At 63.2% G+C, this 21,412-nt stretch carries 21 protein-coding genes; 13 read left to right on the plus strand and 8 right to left on the minus strand.

Annotated elements, in window-relative coordinates:
• A partial coding sequence (locus tag Q3C01_RS31200) for a peptide ABC transporter substrate-binding protein (RefSeq protein WP_458149129.1) occupies positions 1-1,300 on the plus strand: 1,300 nt, incomplete at its 5' end.
• Between the two features lie 18 nt (positions 1,301-1,318).
• On the opposite strand, the gene Q3C01_RS31205 is transcribed toward Q3C01_RS31200, so the two are convergent.
• Positions 1,319-2,206: a LysR family transcriptional regulator gene (locus Q3C01_RS31205; RefSeq protein WP_458149130.1), complete on the minus strand. Its 888-nt coding sequence runs from the start codon at positions 2,204-2,206 to the stop codon at positions 1,319-1,321.
• 147 nt (positions 2,207-2,353) lie between these two features.
• Between Q3C01_RS31205 and Q3C01_RS31210 the strand changes: the two genes are divergently transcribed.
• Positions 2,354-2,746, plus strand: coding sequence for a tautomerase family protein (locus Q3C01_RS31210; protein WP_458149184.1), 393 nt, complete (start codon positions 2,354-2,356; stop codon positions 2,744-2,746).
• A 76-nt stretch (positions 2,747-2,822) separates the two neighbouring features.
• Here the strand turns inward: Q3C01_RS31210 and Q3C01_RS31215 are convergent, their stop codons facing one another.
• The 5 genes from Q3C01_RS31215 to Q3C01_RS31235 form a co-directional block, all read right to left on the minus strand.
• Positions 2,823-3,965, minus strand: a complete 1,143-nt coding sequence (locus Q3C01_RS31215; protein WP_458149131.1) for a GNAT family N-acetyltransferase — start codon at positions 3,963-3,965, stop codon at positions 2,823-2,825.
• A 374-nt stretch (positions 3,966-4,339) separates the two neighbouring features.
• Positions 4,340-4,822 (minus strand): transcription elongation factor GreA, encoded by a 483-nt coding sequence (gene greA / locus Q3C01_RS31220; protein WP_458149132.1) that lies wholly within the window; start codon positions 4,820-4,822, stop codon positions 4,340-4,342.
• Positions 4,823-4,888: 66 nt separating this feature from the next.
• Positions 4,889-5,269, minus strand: a complete 381-nt coding sequence (locus Q3C01_RS31225) for a hypothetical protein (RefSeq protein ID WP_458149133.1) — start codon at positions 5,267-5,269, stop codon at positions 4,889-4,891.
• A gap of 275 nt (positions 5,270-5,544) precedes the next feature.
• A complete protein-coding gene (locus tag Q3C01_RS31230) occupies positions 5,545-6,063 on the minus strand; it encodes a hypothetical protein (RefSeq protein WP_458149134.1) in 519 nt (172 codons plus the stop codon).
• Between the two features lie 122 nt (positions 6,064-6,185).
• Positions 6,186-7,733: an acetolactate synthase large subunit gene (locus Q3C01_RS31235; protein WP_458149135.1), complete on the minus strand. Its 1,548-nt coding sequence runs from the start codon at positions 7,731-7,733 to the stop codon at positions 6,186-6,188.
• A gap of 263 nt (positions 7,734-7,996) precedes the next feature.
• Between Q3C01_RS31235 and Q3C01_RS31240 the strand changes: the two genes are divergently transcribed.
• The 6 genes from Q3C01_RS31240 (at position 7,997) to Q3C01_RS31265 (ending at position 14,000) form a co-directional block, all read left to right on the plus strand.
• Positions 7,997-8,572, plus strand: coding sequence for a L,D-transpeptidase (locus Q3C01_RS31240; RefSeq protein WP_458149136.1), 576 nt, complete (start codon positions 7,997-7,999; stop codon positions 8,570-8,572).
• 236 nt (positions 8,573-8,808) lie between these two features.
• Positions 8,809-9,627 carry a DUF2927 domain-containing protein gene (locus Q3C01_RS31245; protein ID WP_458149185.1) on the plus strand — a complete coding sequence of 273 codons (819 nt, stop codon included), beginning with the start codon at positions 8,809-8,811 and terminating at the stop codon, positions 9,625-9,627.
• A gap of 58 nt (positions 9,628-9,685) precedes the next feature.
• A complete protein-coding gene (locus tag Q3C01_RS31250) occupies positions 9,686-10,057 on the plus strand; it encodes a cupin domain-containing protein (RefSeq protein WP_458149137.1) in 372 nt (123 codons plus the stop codon).
• A 164-nt stretch (positions 10,058-10,221) separates the two neighbouring features.
• Complete coding sequence (locus Q3C01_RS31255) at positions 10,222-12,402, plus strand: alkaline phosphatase family protein (RefSeq protein ID WP_458149138.1); 2,181 nt, start codon at positions 10,222-10,224, stop codon at positions 12,400-12,402.
• Positions 12,403-12,569: 167 nt separating this feature from the next.
• The gene (locus Q3C01_RS31260) at positions 12,570-12,830 is read left to right on the plus strand and encodes a DUF3551 domain-containing protein (RefSeq protein WP_458149139.1); all 261 of its coding nucleotides are present in this window, start codon (positions 12,570-12,572) and stop codon (positions 12,828-12,830) included.
• A gap of 195 nt (positions 12,831-13,025) precedes the next feature.
• On the plus strand, positions 13,026-14,000 hold the full coding sequence (locus Q3C01_RS31265) for an alpha/beta hydrolase family protein (protein ID WP_458149140.1): 975 nt from the start codon (positions 13,026-13,028) through the stop codon (positions 13,998-14,000).
• Between the two features lie 67 nt (positions 14,001-14,067).
• Here the strand turns inward: Q3C01_RS31265 and Q3C01_RS31270 are convergent, their stop codons facing one another.
• Complete coding sequence (locus Q3C01_RS31270) at positions 14,068-14,271, minus strand: hypothetical protein (protein ID WP_458149141.1); 204 nt, start codon at positions 14,269-14,271, stop codon at positions 14,068-14,070.
• On the opposite strand from Q3C01_RS31270, the gene Q3C01_RS31275 reads away from it, so the two are divergent.
• A complete protein-coding gene (locus Q3C01_RS31275) occupies positions 14,266-15,531 on the plus strand; it encodes a cytochrome P450 (protein WP_458149142.1) in 1,266 nt (421 codons plus the stop codon). The two genes, Q3C01_RS31270 and Q3C01_RS31275, sit on opposite strands and share 6 nt — an antisense overlap.
• A 25-nt stretch (positions 15,532-15,556) precedes the next feature.
• Positions 15,557-16,831 carry a cytochrome P450 gene (locus tag Q3C01_RS31280; RefSeq protein WP_458149143.1) on the plus strand — a complete coding sequence of 425 codons (1,275 nt, stop codon included), beginning with the start codon at positions 15,557-15,559 and terminating at the stop codon, positions 16,829-16,831.
• Between the two features lie 328 nt (positions 16,832-17,159).
• Here Q3C01_RS31280 and Q3C01_RS31285 read toward each other — a convergent pair whose 3' ends face one another.
• Positions 17,160-18,080 carry a LysR substrate-binding domain-containing protein gene (locus Q3C01_RS31285; RefSeq protein WP_458149144.1) on the minus strand — a complete coding sequence of 307 codons (921 nt, stop codon included), beginning with the start codon at positions 18,078-18,080 and terminating at the stop codon, positions 17,160-17,162.
• Positions 18,081-18,202: 122 nt separating this feature from the next.
• Here Q3C01_RS31285 and Q3C01_RS31290 point away from each other — a divergent pair, with 122 nt between their 5' ends.
• The 3 genes from Q3C01_RS31290 to Q3C01_RS31300 are packed head-to-tail and all read left to right on the plus strand — an operon-like array spanning position 18,203 to position 21,361.
• Positions 18,203-19,381 carry an acyl-CoA dehydrogenase family protein gene (locus Q3C01_RS31290; protein ID WP_458149145.1) on the plus strand — a complete coding sequence of 393 codons (1,179 nt, stop codon included), beginning with the start codon at positions 18,203-18,205 and terminating at the stop codon, positions 19,379-19,381.
• A gap of 9 nt (positions 19,382-19,390) precedes the next feature.
• Entirely contained in the window at positions 19,391-20,494 is a 1,104-nt protein-coding gene (locus Q3C01_RS31295) for a CaiB/BaiF CoA transferase family protein (protein WP_458149146.1), read from the plus strand.
• Between the two features lie 15 nt (positions 20,495-20,509).
• Positions 20,510-21,361 (plus strand): HTD2 family dehydratase, encoded by an 852-nt coding sequence (locus Q3C01_RS31300; protein WP_458149147.1) that lies wholly within the window; start codon positions 20,510-20,512, stop codon positions 21,359-21,361.
• The last annotated feature ends 51 nt before the right edge of the window (positions 21,362-21,412 follow it).

Raw genomic sequence — 21,412 nt, forward strand, 5'->3', positions numbered from 1 at the left:
GGCATACACCACGGGATCCTACAAGGACATCACAGTCGAGAAGATCGACGACCACACCGTCAAGGTGAAGTTCAAGAGCCCGACCCCGTTCTGGGCCGACCCCTTCGTCGGCGCGGTCGGCCAGATCCTGCCGAAGCATCACTTCGGCGACTATGTCGGCGCGAAGTCGCGCGAAGCGCCGGGCAATCTGAAGCCGATCGGCACCGGCCCGTACAGGTTCATCGAGTTCAAGCCGGGCGACATGATCCGGGCTGAACGCAACCCCGACTATCACGTGAAGAACCAGCCGTATTTCGACACGCTCGAGGTCAAGGGCGGCGGCGACGCGGTCTCTGCCGCGCGCGCGGTGCTTCAGACCGGCGAATACGACTATGCCTGGAACCTGCTGGTCGAGGATGAGGTCCTCAAGCGCATGGAGACCAGCGGGAAGGGCAAGGTCGACGTCACGCCCTCCGGCAACGTCGAGTTCATCATCCTCAACACGACGGATCCGTGGACCGAGGTTGACGGCGAGCGTTCGAGTGTCAAGACGAAGCACCCGACGCTGTCCGATCCGGCCGTTCGCCAGGCGATCAACCTGCTGATCGATCGCGAGGCGATCCAGAAATTCATCTACGGCCGCGGCGGCATCGCGACGGCGAGCTTCGTCAACCAACCTGCGCAGTTCAAGTCGGGCAAGCTCAAATACGCGTTCGACGTCGACAAGGCGAACAAGATCCTGGACGAGTCCGGCTGGACAAAGGGCGCGGAGGGCATCCGCGAGAAGGACGGCAAGAAGCTCAAATTCGTCTTCCAGACCTCGATCAATGCCCCACGCCAGAAGACGCAGGCCATCATCAAGCAGGCCTGCCAGCGCGCCGGCATCGAGATCGAGCTCAAGTCGGTCGTCGCATCGGTGTTCTTCTCGTCGGACGTCGGCAATCCCGATACCTACTCGAAATTCTATGCTGACATGGAAATGTTCAACACGACGCAGCCGCAGCCAGATCCGGAGCGGTTCCTGAACCAGTGTGTCTCCTGGGAGATCGCCAACAAGGAGAACAAATGGCTCGGCCGAAACATCTCGCGCTGGTCCGATCCAGAGGCCGACAAGGCCTACAAGGCTGCGCAGAATGAGCTCGATCCGGTCAAGCGCGCCGCGCTGCTGATCAAGGTCGACGAGACCTTCTGCGAGGCAAACGTGTTCCTGCCGCTCCTCTCGCGCAACATCGTCGGCGGCGCCGTCAATGGCCTCATGGCCGATATCTCGGGTTGGGACGTCACAACGTGGAATCTGGCGAGCTGGTATCGTAGCGAGTAGCTCGAGCCAGCATCGCGATCAGTCCAACTCAAAGGAGGACTTGGCTGCCTTTACCGACGAGGTGATGAACCGGTGCACCTCCTGAACCCTGCGCGTTCCGTGCGTGTCAGGATGTGACGTCAGCCAATAGCTGCGAACGAAGCGGACATCAGGAAGCAAGCGCCGCAACTCTGGGTAACGCCTTGCAGCATAGTCATGTAAAATGCCGATGCCATGCCCGGCTCGGACTGCCTCCATCTGGGCAATGACGCTGCCGCACTCGTAGCGGCGAGACATCAGCCGGCCGAGAACGGAGGCGTAGTCGAGAGCCCGGCTGTAAGCGAAGTCCTCGATGTGCGTCACGAACAGACGACCTGCCAAATCGGAATGAGCCTTTATCGTCCCCTCGCGCTCGAGATAGCTCTTTGAGCCGTAGACGCTCAGCGTGTAGTCGGTCAGCTTGGACAGGATGAGCCGGCCCTGCTTCGGCCGATCCAGTGTGATCGCGATATCCGCCTCCCGACGCGACAGCGAGAACGTGCGCGGGAGTGGCACGAGTTGAATGATCAGTCCCGGGTGGCGCGCGGCCAACGCGCCCAGATGCTCGGCCAGGAAGTAGTTGCCAAGTCCATCTGGTGCTCCAACTCGCACCGTGCCGGTGATGGCATCTGCACTGCCGCCGATGCTGGCACCGACCTTGAGAAACTCGCTTTCCGCGCGCTCTGCGGCTTGGACCAGTGCCTCCCCTGCGGCAGTTAGCGTGCAGCCGGATGTGTGGCGCTCGAGCAGCTGCGCCTTGAGGCTCTTCTCCAGCGCGGTCAACTGACGCGCGACCGTCGCGTGATTCAATCGAAGATTTTTTGACGCTTTCAGGATCTGCCCTGCGCGAGCGACTTCCAGGAATATCCTCACCCGCTCCCAATCCATTTCCTACACTTCCTGCACAATGGAGCCGCAATTTGGTTCGTTGATGTGCAATTTTATGCATGTCATATGATCTGCGATCAAGCGTTCAATGCAGGGATGCCCCACCCTAGACCGTTGCTTCCCGAAATCAGAGAAAGGAAAGTCCAGATGCCGCTGCTTCGATTCAATATTCTCGAAGGCCGAACAGACGCCGAGATCGAGAAGCTCCTCGATGCGGCTCACGCCGCCGTCGTCGCCGCATTTCACGTGCCTGATGGCGATCGCTATCAGCTCGTATCGGAATATCGTCCCGGCAGGATGATAGCCCTGGACACCGGTCTTGGAATTGCGCGTACCGACAAGGTTGTCCTGGTCGAGGTCAGATCCCGAAGCAGGCCCCAGGAACAGAAGCTGCAATTCTACAAGCTGCTCTGTCAGATGCTCAAGGATGCCTGCAGTCTCGAAAGCTCGGACATCATCGTTTCTTTCGTCGAAAATGGAGACGCTGACTGGTCGTTCGGATCAGGCCGCGCTCAATTTGTGACTGGCGAACTTGCGTGAGGCTTAGGGGCAGCCGCGTGCGCTGGGGGTCGCATCGGATGCCACGACGGCGGCGAGGCGAAGACGGTCAAAGAAATCAGCGATAAGTCGACAGACGCGGCCGCAAGGGTGCTGACCACTGGACCCAAAGCTGCCTGGCCACGGCGAAAGTGCGTGGATGTCGCTTCAGCTCCCGCACGGCTTGGGCGCGCAGCACATGGGGCATGCCGCGCCAGGACAGGGCGATGCGGACATCCGTCAACCAGAGCGGCCTGGCGCCGAAACGCCGCTTGTAATCGGAATTGCCGATGCTGAGATCGAAGTGCCGCACGCCTTGCCGATGCAGGGCCGCCATCGTCTGTTCGATGCAGAGCTGACCCGGCGAGCAGTTCGACCATTGCCCGCCGGCGTTGGTGTTGCGCAACAGCGAATAGTGCGCGCCGTGCCTCAGTCCCAGGGTGGTGGCCACGACCTCGTCGCCGCAGACCAGCGCCGAAACAATGGCGTAGCCGTCTCCGAGCCCGCGGCGGACCACGTCGCGGTAGAACTTCGCGTTACGGGGCTCGTCGAGGACGAACTTCTCTCCCAGCTCCTTCATGCGCTTGTTCTGCTGGCGATCCATCACGTCGAGAATGCGCAGCGCCTCGTCGACGTCCGTAACCATCTCGAACCTCGCTCCGCGATGGCGGGCGAAGACGCGCCAGCGGCGCGCCAACTGGATCTTGGCGATTGAGGCGCGATAGTCCTCGAAACCGTCGCCGAACTCGACGAGATTGCCGTTCACCGAACAGAGGGTCGCCCGCTGGGTCGCCGCCAGCGGGTTGGGGCGCCCACGGATCTCGATCGGCATCTTCTCCAGGTTGATCAGATCGGGACGCTCGGGCAACCCGCGCAACGCTGTCAGGAAGTCGGAAGCGATCATACGCAGACTCGCGGAATCGCGCGGCGAGTCGGATGCCAGGATCGGCGCGTTGTAGTCGCTGCGGCCGAAATCGGCGAATTCGACGACGCGCGCGGGGCCGCGCCTGCCGCACACCAGCGGAACCAGCGCAACGTCGCGCCGCGTGTCGGCGGCCACGATGAAGGCGATCAGAGGCGTGAACTCGAAGGTGCGGTACCATGCATCGAGCCAGTGCCTATGCTGGAAGACCGTGGCGCAGCCGCCGTCACCCCACCGCGCGGAGGCTTCAGCCCAATCACGGACGAACTCAACCCCGAAAGCCGATCCGGCCTGGTCCATAGTGTTCACTCATCGTCAAACCGATTGTGCTCGCCCCAGTGGCTCTGTCGCGTTTCACGGGCGAGGATTGCTATGGCAGACCGATGGCCAACCATTTGAGCGCAAAGAATGTTTGAAATGTAAGGGCGATGCCGACCTCGATGTCCTCCTGCCTGTGGCAAAGAAGCTCGGCTCTCCGGTCACACTGAAGCGCTGCCGAAACGGATCAAACCGCCAGAGACTAACGTGAGCCAGCAGCTCCATCGCGACGAAGAGCGGCTGCGTATACCATCCTCAAATGGGCGCTGGTAGAACGCGCGATGTCGCACCTCTTTAGGGTTATTGGGAACTGTTAGGCCGCTGCAATTCCCACACACGGCTTGCCGCACATGCCCTTATGCGATCGACAGAATCTCGATCTCCTGACTGCTCGCACCGACGACGTCTCCGACCGCCTTCCCGATCAGCGATTTCGCGACCGGAGCCACGAACGAGATCGACCCGGCCTTCGGATCGGCTTCGTCCTCCCCGACGATGCGATAAGTCTGCACGCGGCCGTCGGCCCGGCTGAACGTCACCGTGCTGCCGAAGGCGACCGTATCGGTCGACGCCGGATTGGGAACCAATTGGGCCGTGCGCAGCCTTTCGGCGAGGTAGCGGACGTCGCGCAAGGGAACCGCCGATTGCCGGCGCTTTTCGTTGACATCTTCGATGCGCTGCGCGGCCTCGTAGGCCTCGCGCGCTTGCCGAAGCTGCAACTCCAGAGCCTGCAATCCTGATTGGGTCACCAGGTTGGGATGCGGAGAAATCGGGCGATCCGGCAACAACGTCTCGGACGCGGTTTCGGCACTCTCTTCTTTGGTAAAGGCGACGCTCAATCCAGGACCTCGTCGATGTTGAGGGGCGGCGTAACGTGGTCACGCCGCGCCTGCCGCGAACATGCGCTACTTCTTATCGAACGGGATGTAATGCTGATACTCCTTTGGCACCGAGCTGCGGTAGCGCGAGGGAACCGTGCCGGTGTCGATCGAATGATCGATCTCCTGCTGCCGTGTCATCTGCTTCTTCTTGGCCGGCTTTTTCTCAGTGGTTTTCTTCGAATCTGCCGATGGGGTCGTTGCGGTCGCGCCGGCCGCGGGCGTCGCTGTCGCGGGCGCGGCGGTCTGGGTCGTGCCGGCCGGCGCAGTCGTGGTTGCGGCAGGCGCAGGGGTCGTGGCTTGAATCGGCGGCGTGGTTGCCGCGTCGGTGCCCTGAGCCAGCGCGATCGGCGTCTGCAACATGAGGGCGAATGCGATACTCGCAGCGGGCAAATATGACCTTTGCATCAGAACCTCCAAAGTTCCTGATCCGAATGTCGAAAGCTAATCCTGCGCGCTGGGCGTACGCAAGTCACCGAGCATAAGCCGAAAGGCGGGCGCGCACTGTGGCCGGATTCACACAACAGGCATTGCCATACCGCGCGATGAGATCAGGAAGAATTGTCATCGCGTCTAGGTTGTTGTTCGAGCATGATCTCCGCACAAATGCGTTCCGCGTTTGTCGCGAGGGAAACCGCTTCACACGTTGCGCTAACGCGGCCCTTTCGGGTCCGGATCATGCTCTAGTGCGGCGCGCCGGGCCCGGTCTCCTTCAGCCGTTCCGTGAACCAGATGGTCTGCGTCCGGTCGAGCACGCCACCGACATAGATTTCCGCGGTCGTTACCTTCGCCCTGGCAAGCACGAGCAGCACGCCGATCTGGTAGGCGAACCAGATATCGGGATTGGTGAGCGCCTTCAGCTTCTGCTGGTCGTGCTCGATCGCGGTGTGATTGCTCGCATTGCGGATTTCGACGGCGAGCAGGTTGTTCGGGATCTCGCGCTGATGCACGACGACGTCGGGGTAGATCGATTTTCCCAAATGATCGTCGGTCGAGATGATCGTGCCGCGCGGCAGGTGCAGCGTGCGCTCGCCGAGCCGGTCGTAGTTGCAATCGACCGCCCAGCCGGAAAACTGCTTCTCCAGATAAACGGCAAAGCGGTGGGTCACCGCGCGCTCGCCGACATCCCTCTCGAACAGGAAGTCTTCGTGGACGTAAAGTTCCCGGAGTGCCGCGATCAACTTGTTCAGCTCGGTCTGCATCGTGCTCCCCGCCCCAAGCGCTCTCATATTTCTGCGTTACGAGACCTCATGGTGAGGTGCACGGAACGCGCGTCTCCGGACGATGCTCCGCATCGCCGAGCGGGAAGCAATCGAAGCTTACCTCACATCACGACTTCGATCAGCCGCGGCCCTGGCTCGGCGACGGCTTCGGCAAGCGCCTTGTTGAACTCGTCGGCGCCGGTGACGGCGCGGCCCGGCACGCCCATGCCCTTTGCCAGCGCCACGAAGTCGAGGGTTGGGCGATCGAGCCTGAGCATGTCGGTCGCGCGCTGGCCGGGCTCGCCGGCGCCGACACCGTCGAACTCGCCGCGCAGGATCTGGTAGATGCGATTGGCGAACACGATGGTGACGATGTTCAGTCCTTCGCGGGCCTGCGTCCACAGCGACTGGATCGTGTACATCGCACTGCCATCACCGACCATGCACATGATCTTGCGGTCAGGACAGGCGATCGCAGCACCGATCGAGAGCGGCGTCGAGAAGCCGATCGAGCCGCCCATGTTCTGGATCCAGTCGTGCGGCGCCGCCGCCGCCGTCGGCGGGAAGAAGCCGCGCCCCGTGGTCAGGGATTCATCGATCAGGATTGCATTCTCGGGGATCGCATAGGCGATCGCCTGGGCGATGGTGGTGAAATTGAGCGCGCCGGTCGGCTTCACCAGCTCCTGGAGCTGCTGCGGCTTGACGTCGTGCGAGGTGGCATGCAGCGCGCCGGCAAGCGCTTCCAGCGCCGCGACCGAGTTCTCGCCCCATTCGGTCATGCGATGAACCTCGCAGCCCTCGGGCTTGAGCAGGCTCGGCTTGTTCGGATAGGCGAAGAAGGCGACGGGATCATTGGCCTCGACCAGGATGATGTGACGAAAATCCTTCAGCAGGGGCAGCGCCTGGTCGATCACATAGGGGATGCGGTCGATCGAGAAGCGGCCGCGGCCGCGCGCCATGCGCGGACGGAAGGTCGGGCCCATCACCTGACATCCGGTCTTGCCGGCAATGCGCTGCGCCAACGCCAGCCCCTGCTCGCTCAACGCGCTGCCGACCATCAGCATCAGCGTACGGCTGCCGTCATTGCGCAGGATTTTGGCGGCAAGCTCGACCGCCTGCGGCGAATAGGACGGGCGCTGCTTGTCCGCCGGCACCTCGGCGATGTCCTCGGCCTCGTTCCAGGCGGTGTCGGCAGGCAGGATCAGGGTCGCGATCTGCCCCGGCGCGCTTTTGGCGGCGGCGATCGCCGCGGCACCATCGGCGGCGACCGACTTGGCGTCCGGCGAGGTCCGCACCCAGGACGACATCGGCCGCGCCAGGCCCTCGATGTCGGAGGTGAGCGGCGCGTTGTAGCCGATGTGGTAGCCGGCGTGCTGGCCGACGATGTTGACGATGCCGGAATGCGCCTTCTTGGCGTTGTGCAGGTTCGCAAGACCGTTGGCGAGACCGGGGCCGAGGTGCAGCAGCGTCGAGGCGGGCGCGCCCTTCATGCGGTAATAGCCGTCGGCCGCGCCAGTCACCACGCCCTCGAACAGGCCGAGTACACAGCGCATGCCGGGAACACGATCGAGCGCCGCAACGAAGTGCATCTCGGACGTCCCGGGATTGGTGAAGCAGATGTCGACCCCGCCCTTGACCAGCGTCCGTACCAAGCTTTCCGCACCGTTCATCGTTTCAGCTCCCGCGGCCTTTTTACGTTGGATCTGTATCGATCAACCATTGTTCGCCGTCCCCGTCAAAGCAATAGCGGACATTGCTGCCCTGCCGGGTGCCACGACGGGGTTTCTTGCCTAATGCGGCTTTGCGATCCTGCGCGCTCTCCGCGTTTGGCAATCGTTAAGGATTGTGCCTGCTCACGCTGCCGTGGCTTGCGAAACGCCGGCAAATATGGCCTGTGGTCGTCCATTGAATCGATTTTTTGCTGGGGGAAAGAATGAACCGGTTTTTTGCCGCACCGATCGCCGCCATCGCGGTCCTGACCATCAGCGCAGGCGGGGCGTATGCGGCGGGTATGTTTGACTTCACCGGCACCGCCTCCACCGGCTATCTCGGCGGCGGGGCGAGCCCGATCCCCCGCACCACCGTCATGTATCCCACCAACTACGCCCCCGGCACGATCGTGATAAACACCGGTGAGCGGCGGCTCTACCTCGTGTTGTCGAACGGCCAGGCACTGCGCTACGGTATCGGCGTCGGCCGCGACGGCTTCCGCTGGGGCGGCGTGCATCGCATCTCCGCCAAGAAGGAGTGGCCGGAATGGACGCCGCCGGCGCAGATGATCGCCCGCCGGCCCGATCTGCCGCGCCACATGCGTGGCGGTATCGAGAACCCGCTCGGTGCCCGCGCGATGTATCTGGGCTCGACGCTCTACCGGATCCACGGCTCCAACGAGCCGGAGACGATCGGACAAGCGGTTTCCTCCGGCTGCTTCCGCATGACCAATGACGACGTCACCGACCTCTATGGCCGCGTCTCGGTCGGCACCACGGTGGTGGTGCTGAACAACTAGGGTCACTTCGTAGGGTGGGCAAAGACGCGAAGCGCCGTGCCCACCATTTCTCCATCATCTCGGGAAAAGAGGTGGGCACGCTTCGTGCCCACCCTACGCGCGCTGCAACCGCTATCGCGTTGAGATGGCGGGGCACGGCGCTGTCGCGCCTTTGCCCACCCTACGCAGTTGGAACCCGGACCCGCGACCGCTGCGCTCTTGTGCGCGAGGTGCGAATACGGCAGCGTTGCATGACGATGAACGCTTGTCGCCCGCTTTCGCCCTTTTGTCGCACCGCCCTTCTCGCGCTGGCGGTTTTGACCTGCGCCGGCGACGTCTGCACCAATGCCACCGCCGGCGAGCTGCCGGCGATCGCATCGCGCCAGCGCAGCGAGAAGAAGAGCTTTACCGACGGCGAGATCGTCGACGGTTTCCTCAAGACCGCGTTCGGCGCCGAATATCACCTCGCCGGCCGCGTCGACCGCATCCGCAAATTCGACGCCCCGGTGCGCGTCTTCGCCGAGAGCGAGGGCCGCGCCGACCGCAGGGCGCAGCTCGCCAAGGTCGTCGCCGACATTGCGCGACGCGTGCAGCATCTGGACATCGCCATGACCGACGATGCTGAAGCGGCCAATGTCCGCGTCAAGATGGTGCGCGACCGCGACCTCTATCGCACCATCTCGACGTTCTATGGCGCGGACAAGGCGCGCGAGATCCGCTCCTCGCTCGATCCGCAATGCCTCTCCGGCTTTCGCAAGAACGAGAAGTTCGAGATCGAGCATTCCGACGTCATCCTGACGGTCGACAATGGCGACTTCGTCTTCCTCGACTGCGCCTATGAGGAGCTGTTGCAATCGCTCGGGCCGATCAACGACACCGCGAGCGTGCCCTGGACCATGTTCAACGACAATGTGTCGATGGGCTATTTCGATGTCTATGATCAGTACATCCTCAATCTGCTCTACGATCCGCGCATCAAGGCAGGCATGACGGTGCCGGAGGTCCGCAGCGTTCTGCCCGAGGTGATCGCCGACGTGCGGGCCTGGGTGAAACAGGTGAATAATCTTGCGGAGTGACAGGCCAGCGAGTTCGCTGCGCCCTCTCCCCTGGATGCTGACGAGAAAAGGACATCGGATGAGTGAGAGCAGCGGCGGTCAGGCAAGCGAGCAACAAGCCGGCTTTGCGGGTGTCACACGCAAGGTTCTCGAACGCCTTGCATTGCCGGGTGATCAGCGCGAGCTCGTCGTGGTCGAGGTGACCTATCCACCCGGTGGCGTCGCGCCGCTTCACCGGCATCCGGTCGGCGGCGTGATCTTCATTGTCGAAGGCGTTGCCGAGTCGGCCTATGGCGACGATGAGCCGCGACAGTATCGAGCCGGCGAAACCTTGCAGGATCGCTCCGACAGTCCCCACACTCTGTTTCGCAATTGTGACCCGGGGCGCCCGCTCCGCTTTCTGACTATCTACGCTCTCGAACCCGGGCGCTCCTACACAACGAGTCCCTGAGATCGAGCTGAGCAGAACCACAAGCCGCCCTCCTCGCGCGCTGTCGCCGAATTTTACGCGTGTCGCGCGAGCGTCACATGTGCGTCAGCCAATCGCGATAGTCGGTACGTCCCTCCCGAGAAAACTCGCGCAAGTTGCGCCAGACATAATGATGGGGCGTCCATATGAAATCGAAAGGCTTTCTTTTCTCGATATCCGCGATGTCGCTCGCCGCATCGCTGGGCGTTGTGGCGCCAGCACGCGCCGGACAGGACAATGATCATGGTCACGACGGGAACCGTCACGGCCGCAAGTCACCGCAGGTGGTGTTGATCTCGCTCGACGGCGCCAAGCCCGACTTCATCCAGAAGTTCATCGAGGAGGGTGTGCTGCCGCGCGACGGCGGACTGGCGCGGCTCAGCCGCCACGGTGCGGTGGCGATGCAGAACGTGACGGCCTCGCCGTCGCTCACCGCGGTGTCGCATATCGCGATCGCGACCGGATCGACGGCCGTGCACAATGACATCCCGTCGAATACCTTCGAGGCCGTCGTCGCGCCGATCTCATCGAGCCTGAGCGGCTTTGCGGCTCCGATCGGCGGCTATCAGGAGAGCCCGCTCGGGCCCTCGCCGCAGCCGACAGCGTTGCCGCTGTGGGTGCAGCTGCGCCAGCAGGGCAAGAAGGTCGCCACCGCGACCTGGCCGGGCGGCGATGGCGCCGACATCTCGATCAACAACACGGTGGTGCAGCCGGCCCAGCCGATCCGCGTCACCAACTACACCGTGCCGTTCGGGGCGTTCGGCGGCATCGGGGCCCAGGGCTTCTCGCTGTCCAAGGGGGATTTTGCGCCCGATCCGACCGTCGCCACGGCGCTTCAGGCGGCCGGCCAGTTCTCGTACAGCCCGGTGCTGGCGACGTCGGCGCCGATCGAGACGTTCTCGTGCGCCTCGGCGGCGCCCACAACCTGCACCAGCGCAGCGACGCTCGACGTCAAATATGCGATCCGGGCGGCGGCCATCGACACCAGCAACGACGGCAAGGTGAACTACGACACGCTGGTGTTTTTCGACGCGACACGCGGCATCACGTCGGGACCATTCCACGCGCCGTCGACCGGACCGGCCTATGCCAAGTTCGGCGGCGAGAACGCGCCGTTCTTCTTCGAAGGCAGCGGAGCCAAGGTCGGCGCCGCCTACTTCGTCTCGCAGCTCGCGCCCGATCTCTCGGTCGTGCGCTTCGCCCGCTACGGCGCCAACTACATCCCGCGCAACACGCCGGTGCTGGCCGACGTCGACGACATCAACAACAATATCGGCTTCTGGCGTCCGCAGGGCGACTTCCGCATTCCGGAGCGGCTGAGCCCCGGCTTCACCAACTTCCCCGACGTCGAGATCGAGGCGATGTACGAGGACATGGTGAAGACCTTCGTGCGCTACCAGGCCGATATCGGCGAGCGTGCGATCCTGAACCATCCCGATGCCGACCTGGTGATGGTCTATATCGAGGAGCCCGACGGCTCCGAGCATCAGTTCCTGCTCACCGACCCCCGCCAGGGTACCAGCCCGAACGACCCGAACTCGATCGGCGCCAACCAGGATCCGGCCAAGGTCGCGCGCTACGCTTCGTACATCCGCTTCGCTTACCAGGCTGCCGACAAGGCCGTGAAGAGAATCGCCGACGCTGCGGACCGCGACAGCAACGTCATCGTGGTGTCGGACCACGGCTTTGCGCCGTTCCACACCTCGGTGAGCATGCTCAACATCCTGCGCAATGCCGGTATCGACACCACCAAGGTGGGAGTCCGCACGTCCGGCCCGGCGGCCAACATCTATGTCAACCTCCAGCAGCGCGAGTCGGGCGGCACCGTCGATCCCGCGGCCTATAACGCCCTGGTCGCACAGATCGCCGATGCGGTGAAGAACGCGGTCGATCCCAACCCGCGGTTCAACTACTCACTTCAGGACGGGCGCATCTTCACGGTGGTCGAGAGCCGGCCACTGCAATGCGAGGCCACGACCGGGCAGTGCACCAGCAAGACCATCGGTCAGGATTTCGGCGACGTATTCGCGCTGATGGCCCCTGGCTACAACTTCGACGGCATCCAGAGCCCCGGCGTCGCCCGCCTCGGCGATGCGCCGTTCAATTCGGCCTCGACCACGCTGTCGATGCCGAATTTCTACGGCGCCCATGGCCATGATCCCGAGCTGCCGGTGATGAGCGCGACCTTCATTGCCTCCGGCCCCCAGATCCGCAACGAGACGATCCGGCGCATGCGCAATGTCGACGTGGCGCCGACCATCATGCAGATCCTGGGCGTGAAGCCTCATCACGTCGACGGCGAGGTGCTGCGCGAGATCCTGCGCTGACAGGCCGGCGATCGCACAACAAATCCGATGGGACGCCCGCCGGCGTCCCATCGGAACCGGCATGGTGGGAGCTTGCGGAGAACTCCTTCATCGCCTGAGTGTCATGATGTCAGACATCTGCTACATTGCCCGATGCCTGCACGTCGCAGGTTGAAAGACGTCACATCATGCGCATGCTTCATCTGCTGATCCTGGCGGGCGCAGCGATGCTGGTGGTCGCACCAGCCGCGGCGCAACGCTACGACCCGCGCTACCCGGTGTGCCTGCAGACATGGCATGTGCGCGGCCTCACCATCATCGACTGCAGCTATGTCTCCATGGATCAATGCCGGGCGACGGCATCGGGACTTGCGGCCATGTGCCTGCAGAACCCGTATTGGCAGGGAGTGCCGGTGCGCGGTTCGCGGCGGCAAGGCCGCGGCTATTAGGCCGCGATGAGGATCAGCGCGCAGCCCCAGCGAAACCCATGGTTTACCGACGTTGCGAGAGACGTGATGGGGCATCGCCCCTCGCGTCCGAGGCACCCCTTCCGATCGGCGTCGACTTCGTCGGGATGTAGCGCACGATGAGAAACGGGCACATTTGACTTCATCGAAGCGCCAACCTCCTGGGCCCATAGGATCATGATGCATCAGCCTACGTTCGTCTTCGCCATCTTGTTTTTCTTCGGAGTGACAACCTCGCAAGCTGCCGGCGTAAGAAACTTCGACATTCCTGCCAGCCCGGCCGGACCGGCGATCAGATTGTTGGTTTGGACCCCTTGTGCCGAGCCGCCTCAAGAGATGGATGCGCGTGGAGCTACCTTTTTCGCTGTGCCCGGATGTCGGATCACTGGAGAAAAGCTCCCACTCATCGTGATGTCACATGGCAGGAGAGGATGGTTCGGCGGTCACCACGACACCGCAGCTGCCTTGGCGGATGCTGGGTTCGTTGTTGCAGTGCTCAACCATCCTGGCGATACCTGGCGTGATACGAGCCGCACGGACAGTCTCTCGGTTCTCGTCGAGCGACCCACAGACGTCAAGCGGTTGATCGACTATATGCTTGATGGCTGGCCGGATGCGTCACGCATCGATACCCAGCATATAGGGCTCTATGGTTTTTCATTTGGTGGCTACACGGGTCTCGTCGTCATCGGCGGCAATCCCGACCTGCGGAAAGGCTTGCCTAACTGCGCGACGTCGAGCCTGAAGGCATGCAAGCAGCTCGAAGACGGTGAGCTGGCCGATCAACCGATCACCCATGACCCGCGAGTCAAGGCCGCCGTCATCATCGATCCCTTTCCCACATTCCTCTTCGCTGAGGAGAATCTCAAAGGAATAGCGGTGCCGGTCCAGTTATGGAGTTCTGACCCGGCGCAGAGTGGCGACGGCCTATCTGGGTGCTGCGCGGCAGCTATCAATCAAAGGCTTCCGACGAAGCCGGACTACCATTTCGTGGAAAATGCGAAACACTATTCGTTCCTCGCCACGTGCACCCCGAAGGAGACACAAGAGACTTCTGCAATCTGTACCGATGCGCCGGGTTTCGATCGCGCCGGCTTCCATAGACGGCTTCACGCAGATGTCGTCGAATTTTTTCGCAAGGCATTTCACTGAAAGCGTCAAGCCATAGAGTTCTGACCCTAGACCTTACCCCCGCCCCATATGCCCTTCAGCGCCGCGGTCAGCAGCGTCGGAGCCGCTGGCGGGGGGAGCCGGTCAGCGGGTAGCCGGCGAGATTCGCCGCTTCCGCCTGCTCACAAATCCGGATGTGGCAAAACTCGCCCTTGCCCCGACGCACGCAACGGGTTGTAATTGCGGGGACAAATACCGCAGCGCAGAATTCAACAATAACGCGCGCGGCTGCAAGGGAGAACAGGTCATGCATGGGACCATCGAGAGCCCAGTCACGCGCGAGGGCTTACACGAGCGCGCCGCATCGCTGCCGCTGGAGCAGTTCGATCCCGGCCATCCCGAACTGTTCAGGAGCGATGCGTTTTGGCCCTATTTCGACCGCCTGCGCCGCGAAGACCCCGTGCATTATTGCAAGGACTCGATGTTCGGCCCGTACTGGTCGGTGACACGGTACAACGACATCATGGAGATCGAGACCAACCATTCGGTGTTCTCCTCGGCCGCTTCGCTCGGCGGCATCACCATCCGCGATATCGATCCTGACCTGCGCCGCGAGAGCTTTATTGCCATGGACCCGCCGCGTCACGCAGCCCAGCGCAAGACCGTGGCGCCGATGTTCACGCCGACGCATCTGGACGAGCTCGCGCTAAACATCCGCAAGCGCTCGGCCGAGTGCCTGGACAATCTGCCACGCGGCGAGGAATTCGACTGGGTCGACCGCGTTTCGATCGAGCTCACCACGCAGATGCTCGCGGTGCTGTTCGACTTCCCCTGGGAGGACCGCCGCAAGCTGACGCGCTGGTCGGATGTCGCGACCACCATTCCCGGCTCCGGCGGCCTCGTCGCCACCGAGGACCAGCGGCAAGCCGAGCTCCTGGAATGTGCGACTTACTTCGCGCGGCTGTGGAAGGAGCGCATCGAGCAACCACCGAAGAGCGATCTGCTCTCGATGCTCGCGCATGGCGCGGCGACGCGCGACATGGACGCCAAGAACTTCCTGGGCAACCTGATCCTGCTGATCGTCGGCGGCAACGACACCACGCGCAACACCATGTCGGGCTCGATCTATGCGCTCAGCCAGCATCCGGAGCAGTATCGGAAGCTACGCGAGAATCCGGCGCTGCTCGACAGCTTCGTCCCCGAGGTGATCCGCTGGCAGACGCCGCTCGCCCATATGCGCCGCACCGCGCTCGCCGATTTCGAATTCCGCGGGAAGGAAATCAAGAAAGGTGACAAGGTCGTGATGTGGTACGTCTCGGGCAACCGCGACGAGGAGGCAATCGAAAAACCCTACGAATTCATCATTGACCGCGCCCGGCCGCGCACGCATCTCTCCTTCGGCTTCGGCATCCACCGCTGCGTGGGCCTCAGGCTTGCAGAGCTGCAATTGAAGATCATCTGGGAAGAGATTTTGAAGCGCTTCGATCATATCGACGTAATCGGCGAACCCAAGCGGGTGTACTCGAGTTTCGTGAAGGGTTACGAGACGCTGCCGGTCAGGATTGCGGCGTGATTCACGAAAACTGGAGCAACCAGCCATGAACATCCAAACTCCAGTCAGGACCGACAACGCCGCACGCATGCGCCGGGCCCACGAGGAAGCCTATGCGACACCGTTGAAGGATTACCACCCCGGTGCGCCCAGGCTGTTCCAGGACGACACGCTATGGCCGTGGTTCGAGCGGCTGCGCAAGGAAGAGCCGGTGCACTACTGCACCAACGCGCCGATCGAGCCGTACTGGTCGGTGGTCAAATACAACGACATCATGCATGTCGACACCAATCACGGCATCTTCTCCTCCGACTCGACGCTCGGCGGCATCTCGATCCGCGACGTGCCGGCCGGTTACGACTGGCCGAGCTTCATTGCGATGGACCAGCCCACGCACTCGGCGCAGCGCAAGACGGTGTCGCCGATGTTCACGCCGACGCATCTGGACGAGCTGGCGAAGCTGATCCGCCAGCGCTCGCAGTCCGTGCTGGACAATCTGCCGCGCAACGAGACCTTCAATTTCGTCGAACGCGTCTCGATCGAGCTGACGACGCAGATGCTGGCCACCCTGTTCGACTTCCCCTGGGAGGAACGGCGCAAGCTGACGCGCTGGTCCGACGTCTCCACCGCGCTGCCAAAGAGCGGCATCGTCGCATCCGCCGAAGAACGGCGGAAGGAGATGGACGAGTGCTACGCCTACATGTCCAAGCTGTGGAACGAGCGCGTCAATTCCGCGCCGCGTAACGACCTGCTGTCGCTGATGGCCCATAGCGACGCCACGCGCTTCATGGACCCCGACAACCTCATGGGCAACATCATCCTGCTCATCGTCGGCGGCAACGACACCACGCGCAACACCATGACCGGCTCTGTGCTGGCGCTGAACGAGAACCCCGAGCAATACGACAAGCTCCGCGCCAATCCGGCGCTGATCGATTCCATGGTGCCGGAGGTGATCCGCTGGCAGACGCCGCTCGCGCACATGCGGCGCACGGCGCTGCAGGACACCGAAATCGGCGGCAAGGAGATCAAGAAGGGCGACCGCGTCGTGATGTGGTACGTCTCGGGCAATCGCGACGAGGAGATGTTCGAGAAGCCGAACGACTTCATCATCGACCGGCCGCGGCCACGCACTCATCTGTCCTTCGGCTTCGGTATCCACCGCTGCGTCGGCATGCGGCTTGCCGAGCTGCAGCTCCGGATCGTCTGGGAGGAGATGCTCAAGCGCTTCGACCGCATCGAGGTGGTCGGTGAACCCCGGCGGATCTATTCGAGCTTCATCAAGGGCTATGAGACGCTACCGGTGAGGATTCCGGGGTAGCGTGCGCGAGGAGTGGCAAGCGCTTGCCGAATCTCCGCTGTCATGCCACGCGAAAGCGGAGCATCCAGTACGCCGCAGCTTCCCCGTAGTTTTCACCGCCTCTGGAATACTGGATCACCCGCTTTCGCGGGTGATGACAGCAGAGAGTGAGGCAATGAGCGGATCGCTCCTGACCCTCATTGCCAGGCTATAAAATTCCGGCATGACAGGTCGCACAAGATGCGAAGTGAGGACAACGCGCTTCCGGTCTAAATCCCCGTGAGATGTCGAACGGAGCGATCGGTGCGCTCCCTCTCCCCGCACGCGGGGAGAGGGAGAAAGCACGCGCTCAGGCGAGTTTGATATCCCAGACGCCGTCCTTGCGGCAGGCGGCCACTTCCTCGCGCAGGAGCGCGGTGATGGCAACGGTCGCCGTCGACGCCGGACGATCGATCGGAGAGGCAACAATGAGCTCGCGCGTCATCGGCTTCGAGACACCAGCGGTTTCAAGCCGTCCGTCCGAGACCTCGCCGTGCAACGAAGAGGGTGGCAGCAGGGCGAAGCCGAGGCCCTCCTCGACGAGGCTCGTCAGGACACGGAACGAATCCGCCTCGAGCTGGACGTTGAGCTTGATCTTGCGCTGCGCGGCCGCGTGCTCGATCAGCGCCCGGAGCCCATGCGAATGACTGGGCAGCACCAGCCGCTGCCTGAGCAGCCAGCCGATGTCGACGCTCTTCTTGCGGGCGAGCCCGCAGCCGCGCGGGCCGACCGCAACGATGTTGTCGCGCCCCAGGCTCTGCACGGTGAGGTGCAGATCAGCCGAGCGGCCGTAGAGGATCGCAAGATCCATCTCCCCGCGATGCAGCCATTCGACCAGATGGCCGCTGTAGCTCTCGACGATGCGCAGCGTGATGCCCGGATAGGTCTCGACGCAGCGGCGGGCGAAGCGCGCCGACAGCACGCAGCTCACGGTTGGAACCAGGCCGAGCACGACGTGGCCCGAGAGCGGGCCCTGCGCCGACTGGATGTCGTCGCGGATCTGGTCGATCTGGCGAACGATGCCCGAGGTGCGCGCGAGCAAGAGGCGTCCGGCCTCGGTCAGCACCATGCCGCGGCCGTTGCGGGTGAACAACTCGGTACGCAGCTCGTGTTCCAGGAGCTTGATCTGCCGGCTCAGCGCCGGCTGCGCCACGCGCAATGTGTCGCTCGCCTTGGAAAGGCTACCGAGCTCGGCCACGCAACTGAAGGTCCTGAGCTGACGGAAATCCATGCTTGCCAATCTTTGAACGCTACTCCATACGCTATAGCAAATGAGCATAGGGGGTTGGCGTTGTTTTCACAACGCCGGACGCTTGGCCGGCGTTATCTTCAACGCGACCGACGGGAAACGCCATGAGCCAACAAAAACACGACGACCATCACACCGATGACCACGCCGATATCCGCGAAGCCGTCGCAAAACTCTGCGCGCAGTTTCCCGGCGAATACTGGCGCAAGCTCGATCGCGAGATGGCCTATCCAAAAGCCTTCGTCGATGCGCTCACAGAAGCCGGCTACCTCTCGGTGCTGATCCCCGAGGAATATGGCGGCGCGGGATTGAAGCTGTCGGCGGCCGCCGCGATCCTCGAGGAGATCCAGCGCGCGGGCTGCAACGGCGGCGGTTGCCACGCCCAGATGTACACCATGGGCACGGTGCTCCGGCATGGCAGCGACGCGCAGAAGGCGAAGTATCTGCCGAAGGTCGCGACCGGCGAGTTGCGCCTGCAAGCCTTCGGCGTCACCGAGCCGACCAGCGGCACCGATACCTCCTCCCTCAAGACCTTCGCGCGTCGCGAGGGCGATCATTACGTCGTCAACGGCCAGAAGATCTGGACCAGCCGCGCCGAGCATTCCGACCTGATGATCCTGCTGGCGCGCACCACGCCGAAGGAGAAGGCCAAGAAGCGCACTGACGGCCTCTCGGTCTTCATCGTCGACATGCGCGAGGCCAGGGGCAAGGGTCTGGAGATCCGCCCGATCCGCACCATGATGAACCACGCCACTACCGAAGTGTTCTTTGCGGACATGAAGGTACCGGCGGAAAACCTGATCGGCGAGGAAGGCAAGGGCTTTCGCTATATCCTCTCTGGCATGAATGCCGAGCGCATCCTGATCGCGGCGGAATGCGTGGGCGATGCGAAGTGGTTCATCGCAAAGGCCTCGAATTACGCCAAGGAGCGCGCGGTGTTCGGCCGGCCGATCGGCCAGAACCAGGGCATCCAATTCCCGATCGCGAAGGCTTACGCCTCGATGCGCGCGGCTGAGCTGATGGTGAAGGAGGCGACCCGCAAATACGAGGCCGGACTCGACTGCGGCGCGGAGGCCAACATGGCAAAGATGTTGGCGGCGGATGCGTCTTGGGAAGCGGCGAATGCCTGCATCCAGACGCATGGCGGCTTCGGCTTCGCCGAGGAGTACGACGTCGAGCGAAAATTCCGCGAGACGCGGCTCTACCAGGTCGCACCGATCTCGACCAACCTGGTGCTGTCCTTCATCGCCGAGCACGTGCTCGACATGCCCCGCTCGTACTGAGGTCGCATCATGAGAGCACTTGACGGGATCAGGGTGATTGCGGTCGAGCAGGCGGTCGCAGCGCCGTTCTGCTCGTCGCGCCTGGCGGATGCGGGCGCGGAAGTCATCAAGATCGAGCGTCCCGAAGGCGATTTCGCCCGCGGCTATGACGCGGCAGCAAAGGGCCAGAGCAGCTACTTCGTCTGGCTCAACCGCGGCAAGCAATCGGCCGTGGTGGACCTCGCCACCAAGGAAGGCCGCGCAGAGCTTGAAAAGCTGATCGCGAGCGCCGACGTGCTCATCCAAAACCTCAAGCCCGGCTCGATGGACAAGCTCGGTTTTTCGCGCGAGCGATTGCTGCGCGACTATCCGAAGCTCATCTCCTGCACCATAACCGGCTACGGCGACGAGGGTCCCTACGCGCATCGCAAAGCCTACGATCTCCTGATCCAGGCCGAGAGCGGGCTCGCCTCGATCACCGGCAATCCCGACGGAGCCTCGCGCGTCGGCATGTCGATCGTCGACGTCGCGACCGGCGCCACCGCCCATGCGGCGATCCTGGAAGCGCTGATCGCACGGGGACGCACGGGTAAGGGCTCCGACATCCGCATCTCCATGTTCGACGTGATGGCGGACTGGTGCACAGTGCCGCTGCTCAATGCGGAAGCCGGCAATCCGCCGAAGCGGATGGGCCTGCGCCATCCCTCGATCGCGCCGTACGGCGTGTTCACCTCGAAAGACGGCAAGGATATCCTGATCTCGATCCAGAGCGAGCGCGAATGGAAGACACTGTGCGCGGAGGTGCTGGACCAGCCGAACCTGCCGGGCGATCCGCGCGTCGCCAACATGGTCGAGCGCGTGCGCAACCGCGATTTCACCGACAAGACGGTTGCAGACAGCTTCGCGAAGATGACGCGCGATGAATTGTTGAGGCGGCTGTCGGATGCCGACATCGCGTTTGCCGAGGTCAACACCATGGCTGACCTCGCGACCCATCCGCATCTGCGCCGCATCGAGGTCGATACGCCGAACGGGCGCGTCAGCTATCCGGCGCCGGCGCCGATCGTCGTCGGTGAGACGCGCAGCTACGGTGCCGTGCCCGCCATCGGCGAGCGGTCCGGTCAGAAGAAGTAACAAGAGCGAGGCGTCATGACCGAAAAGCTCGACATCGATCATTTGCGGCAATGGATCGGCCGCACCCAGGAGGCCACCGACACCGTCACCGCGCAGCTCGTCAAGGGCCTGCGCGCGACGCTGTTCCAGGACGTTGGCGAGCCGCGACCGGGCGACGCAGCGCCGTTCACGGTGCATTGGTGCCTGGCGCAGCCGGTGTTTCCGATGTCGATGCTCGGCCCCGACGGCCACCCCACGCGGGGCGGTTTCCTGCCGCCGGTGCCGCTGCCGCGCCGGATGTGGGCCGGCGGCGAGATCGAGTTTTTCGAACCCTTGCGCGTCGGCGATGAAACGACCCGGAGCTCTCGCATCGCCGACGTCACGGTGAAGACCGGCTCGACCGGCACGCTATGCTTCGTCGCGGTCGAGCACACCATTACCTCGCCGCGCGGGGTCGCCGTCCGCGAGCGGCAGGACATCGTCTATCGCGAGATCACGAGCAACCAGCCCGGAGGCGCAAAGGCCCCGCCTCCGCCGCCCAAGTCGCAGCATCGCGAGACGCATGTCTCGGATCCCGTATTGCTGTTCCGCTACTCCGCACTGACCTTCAACGGCCACCGCATCCATTATGACCGCGACTACGTCACCAAGGCCGAGGGTTATCCGGGGCTGATCTTCCATGGCCCGTTGCAGGCGGCGCTGATTATCGAGATGGCGGCAAGGCTGCGCGGCGGCAAGGCGCCGAAGGAGTTCAGCTACCGCGGCGTGCAGCCGCTGTTCGAGGGGACGGAATTTTCGGTGAACGCGAACGAGACCGATACCGGACTGGAGCTGTGGACGGCGAACGCGGAAGGGCAGCCGACGATGAAGGGGACGGCGGTGTGGTGATTATCTAGTGCCGTCATTCCGGGGCGGTCCGCAGGACCGAACCCGGAATCT

It is taken from the genome of Bradyrhizobium sp. UFLA05-109 (assembly GCF_054185165.1).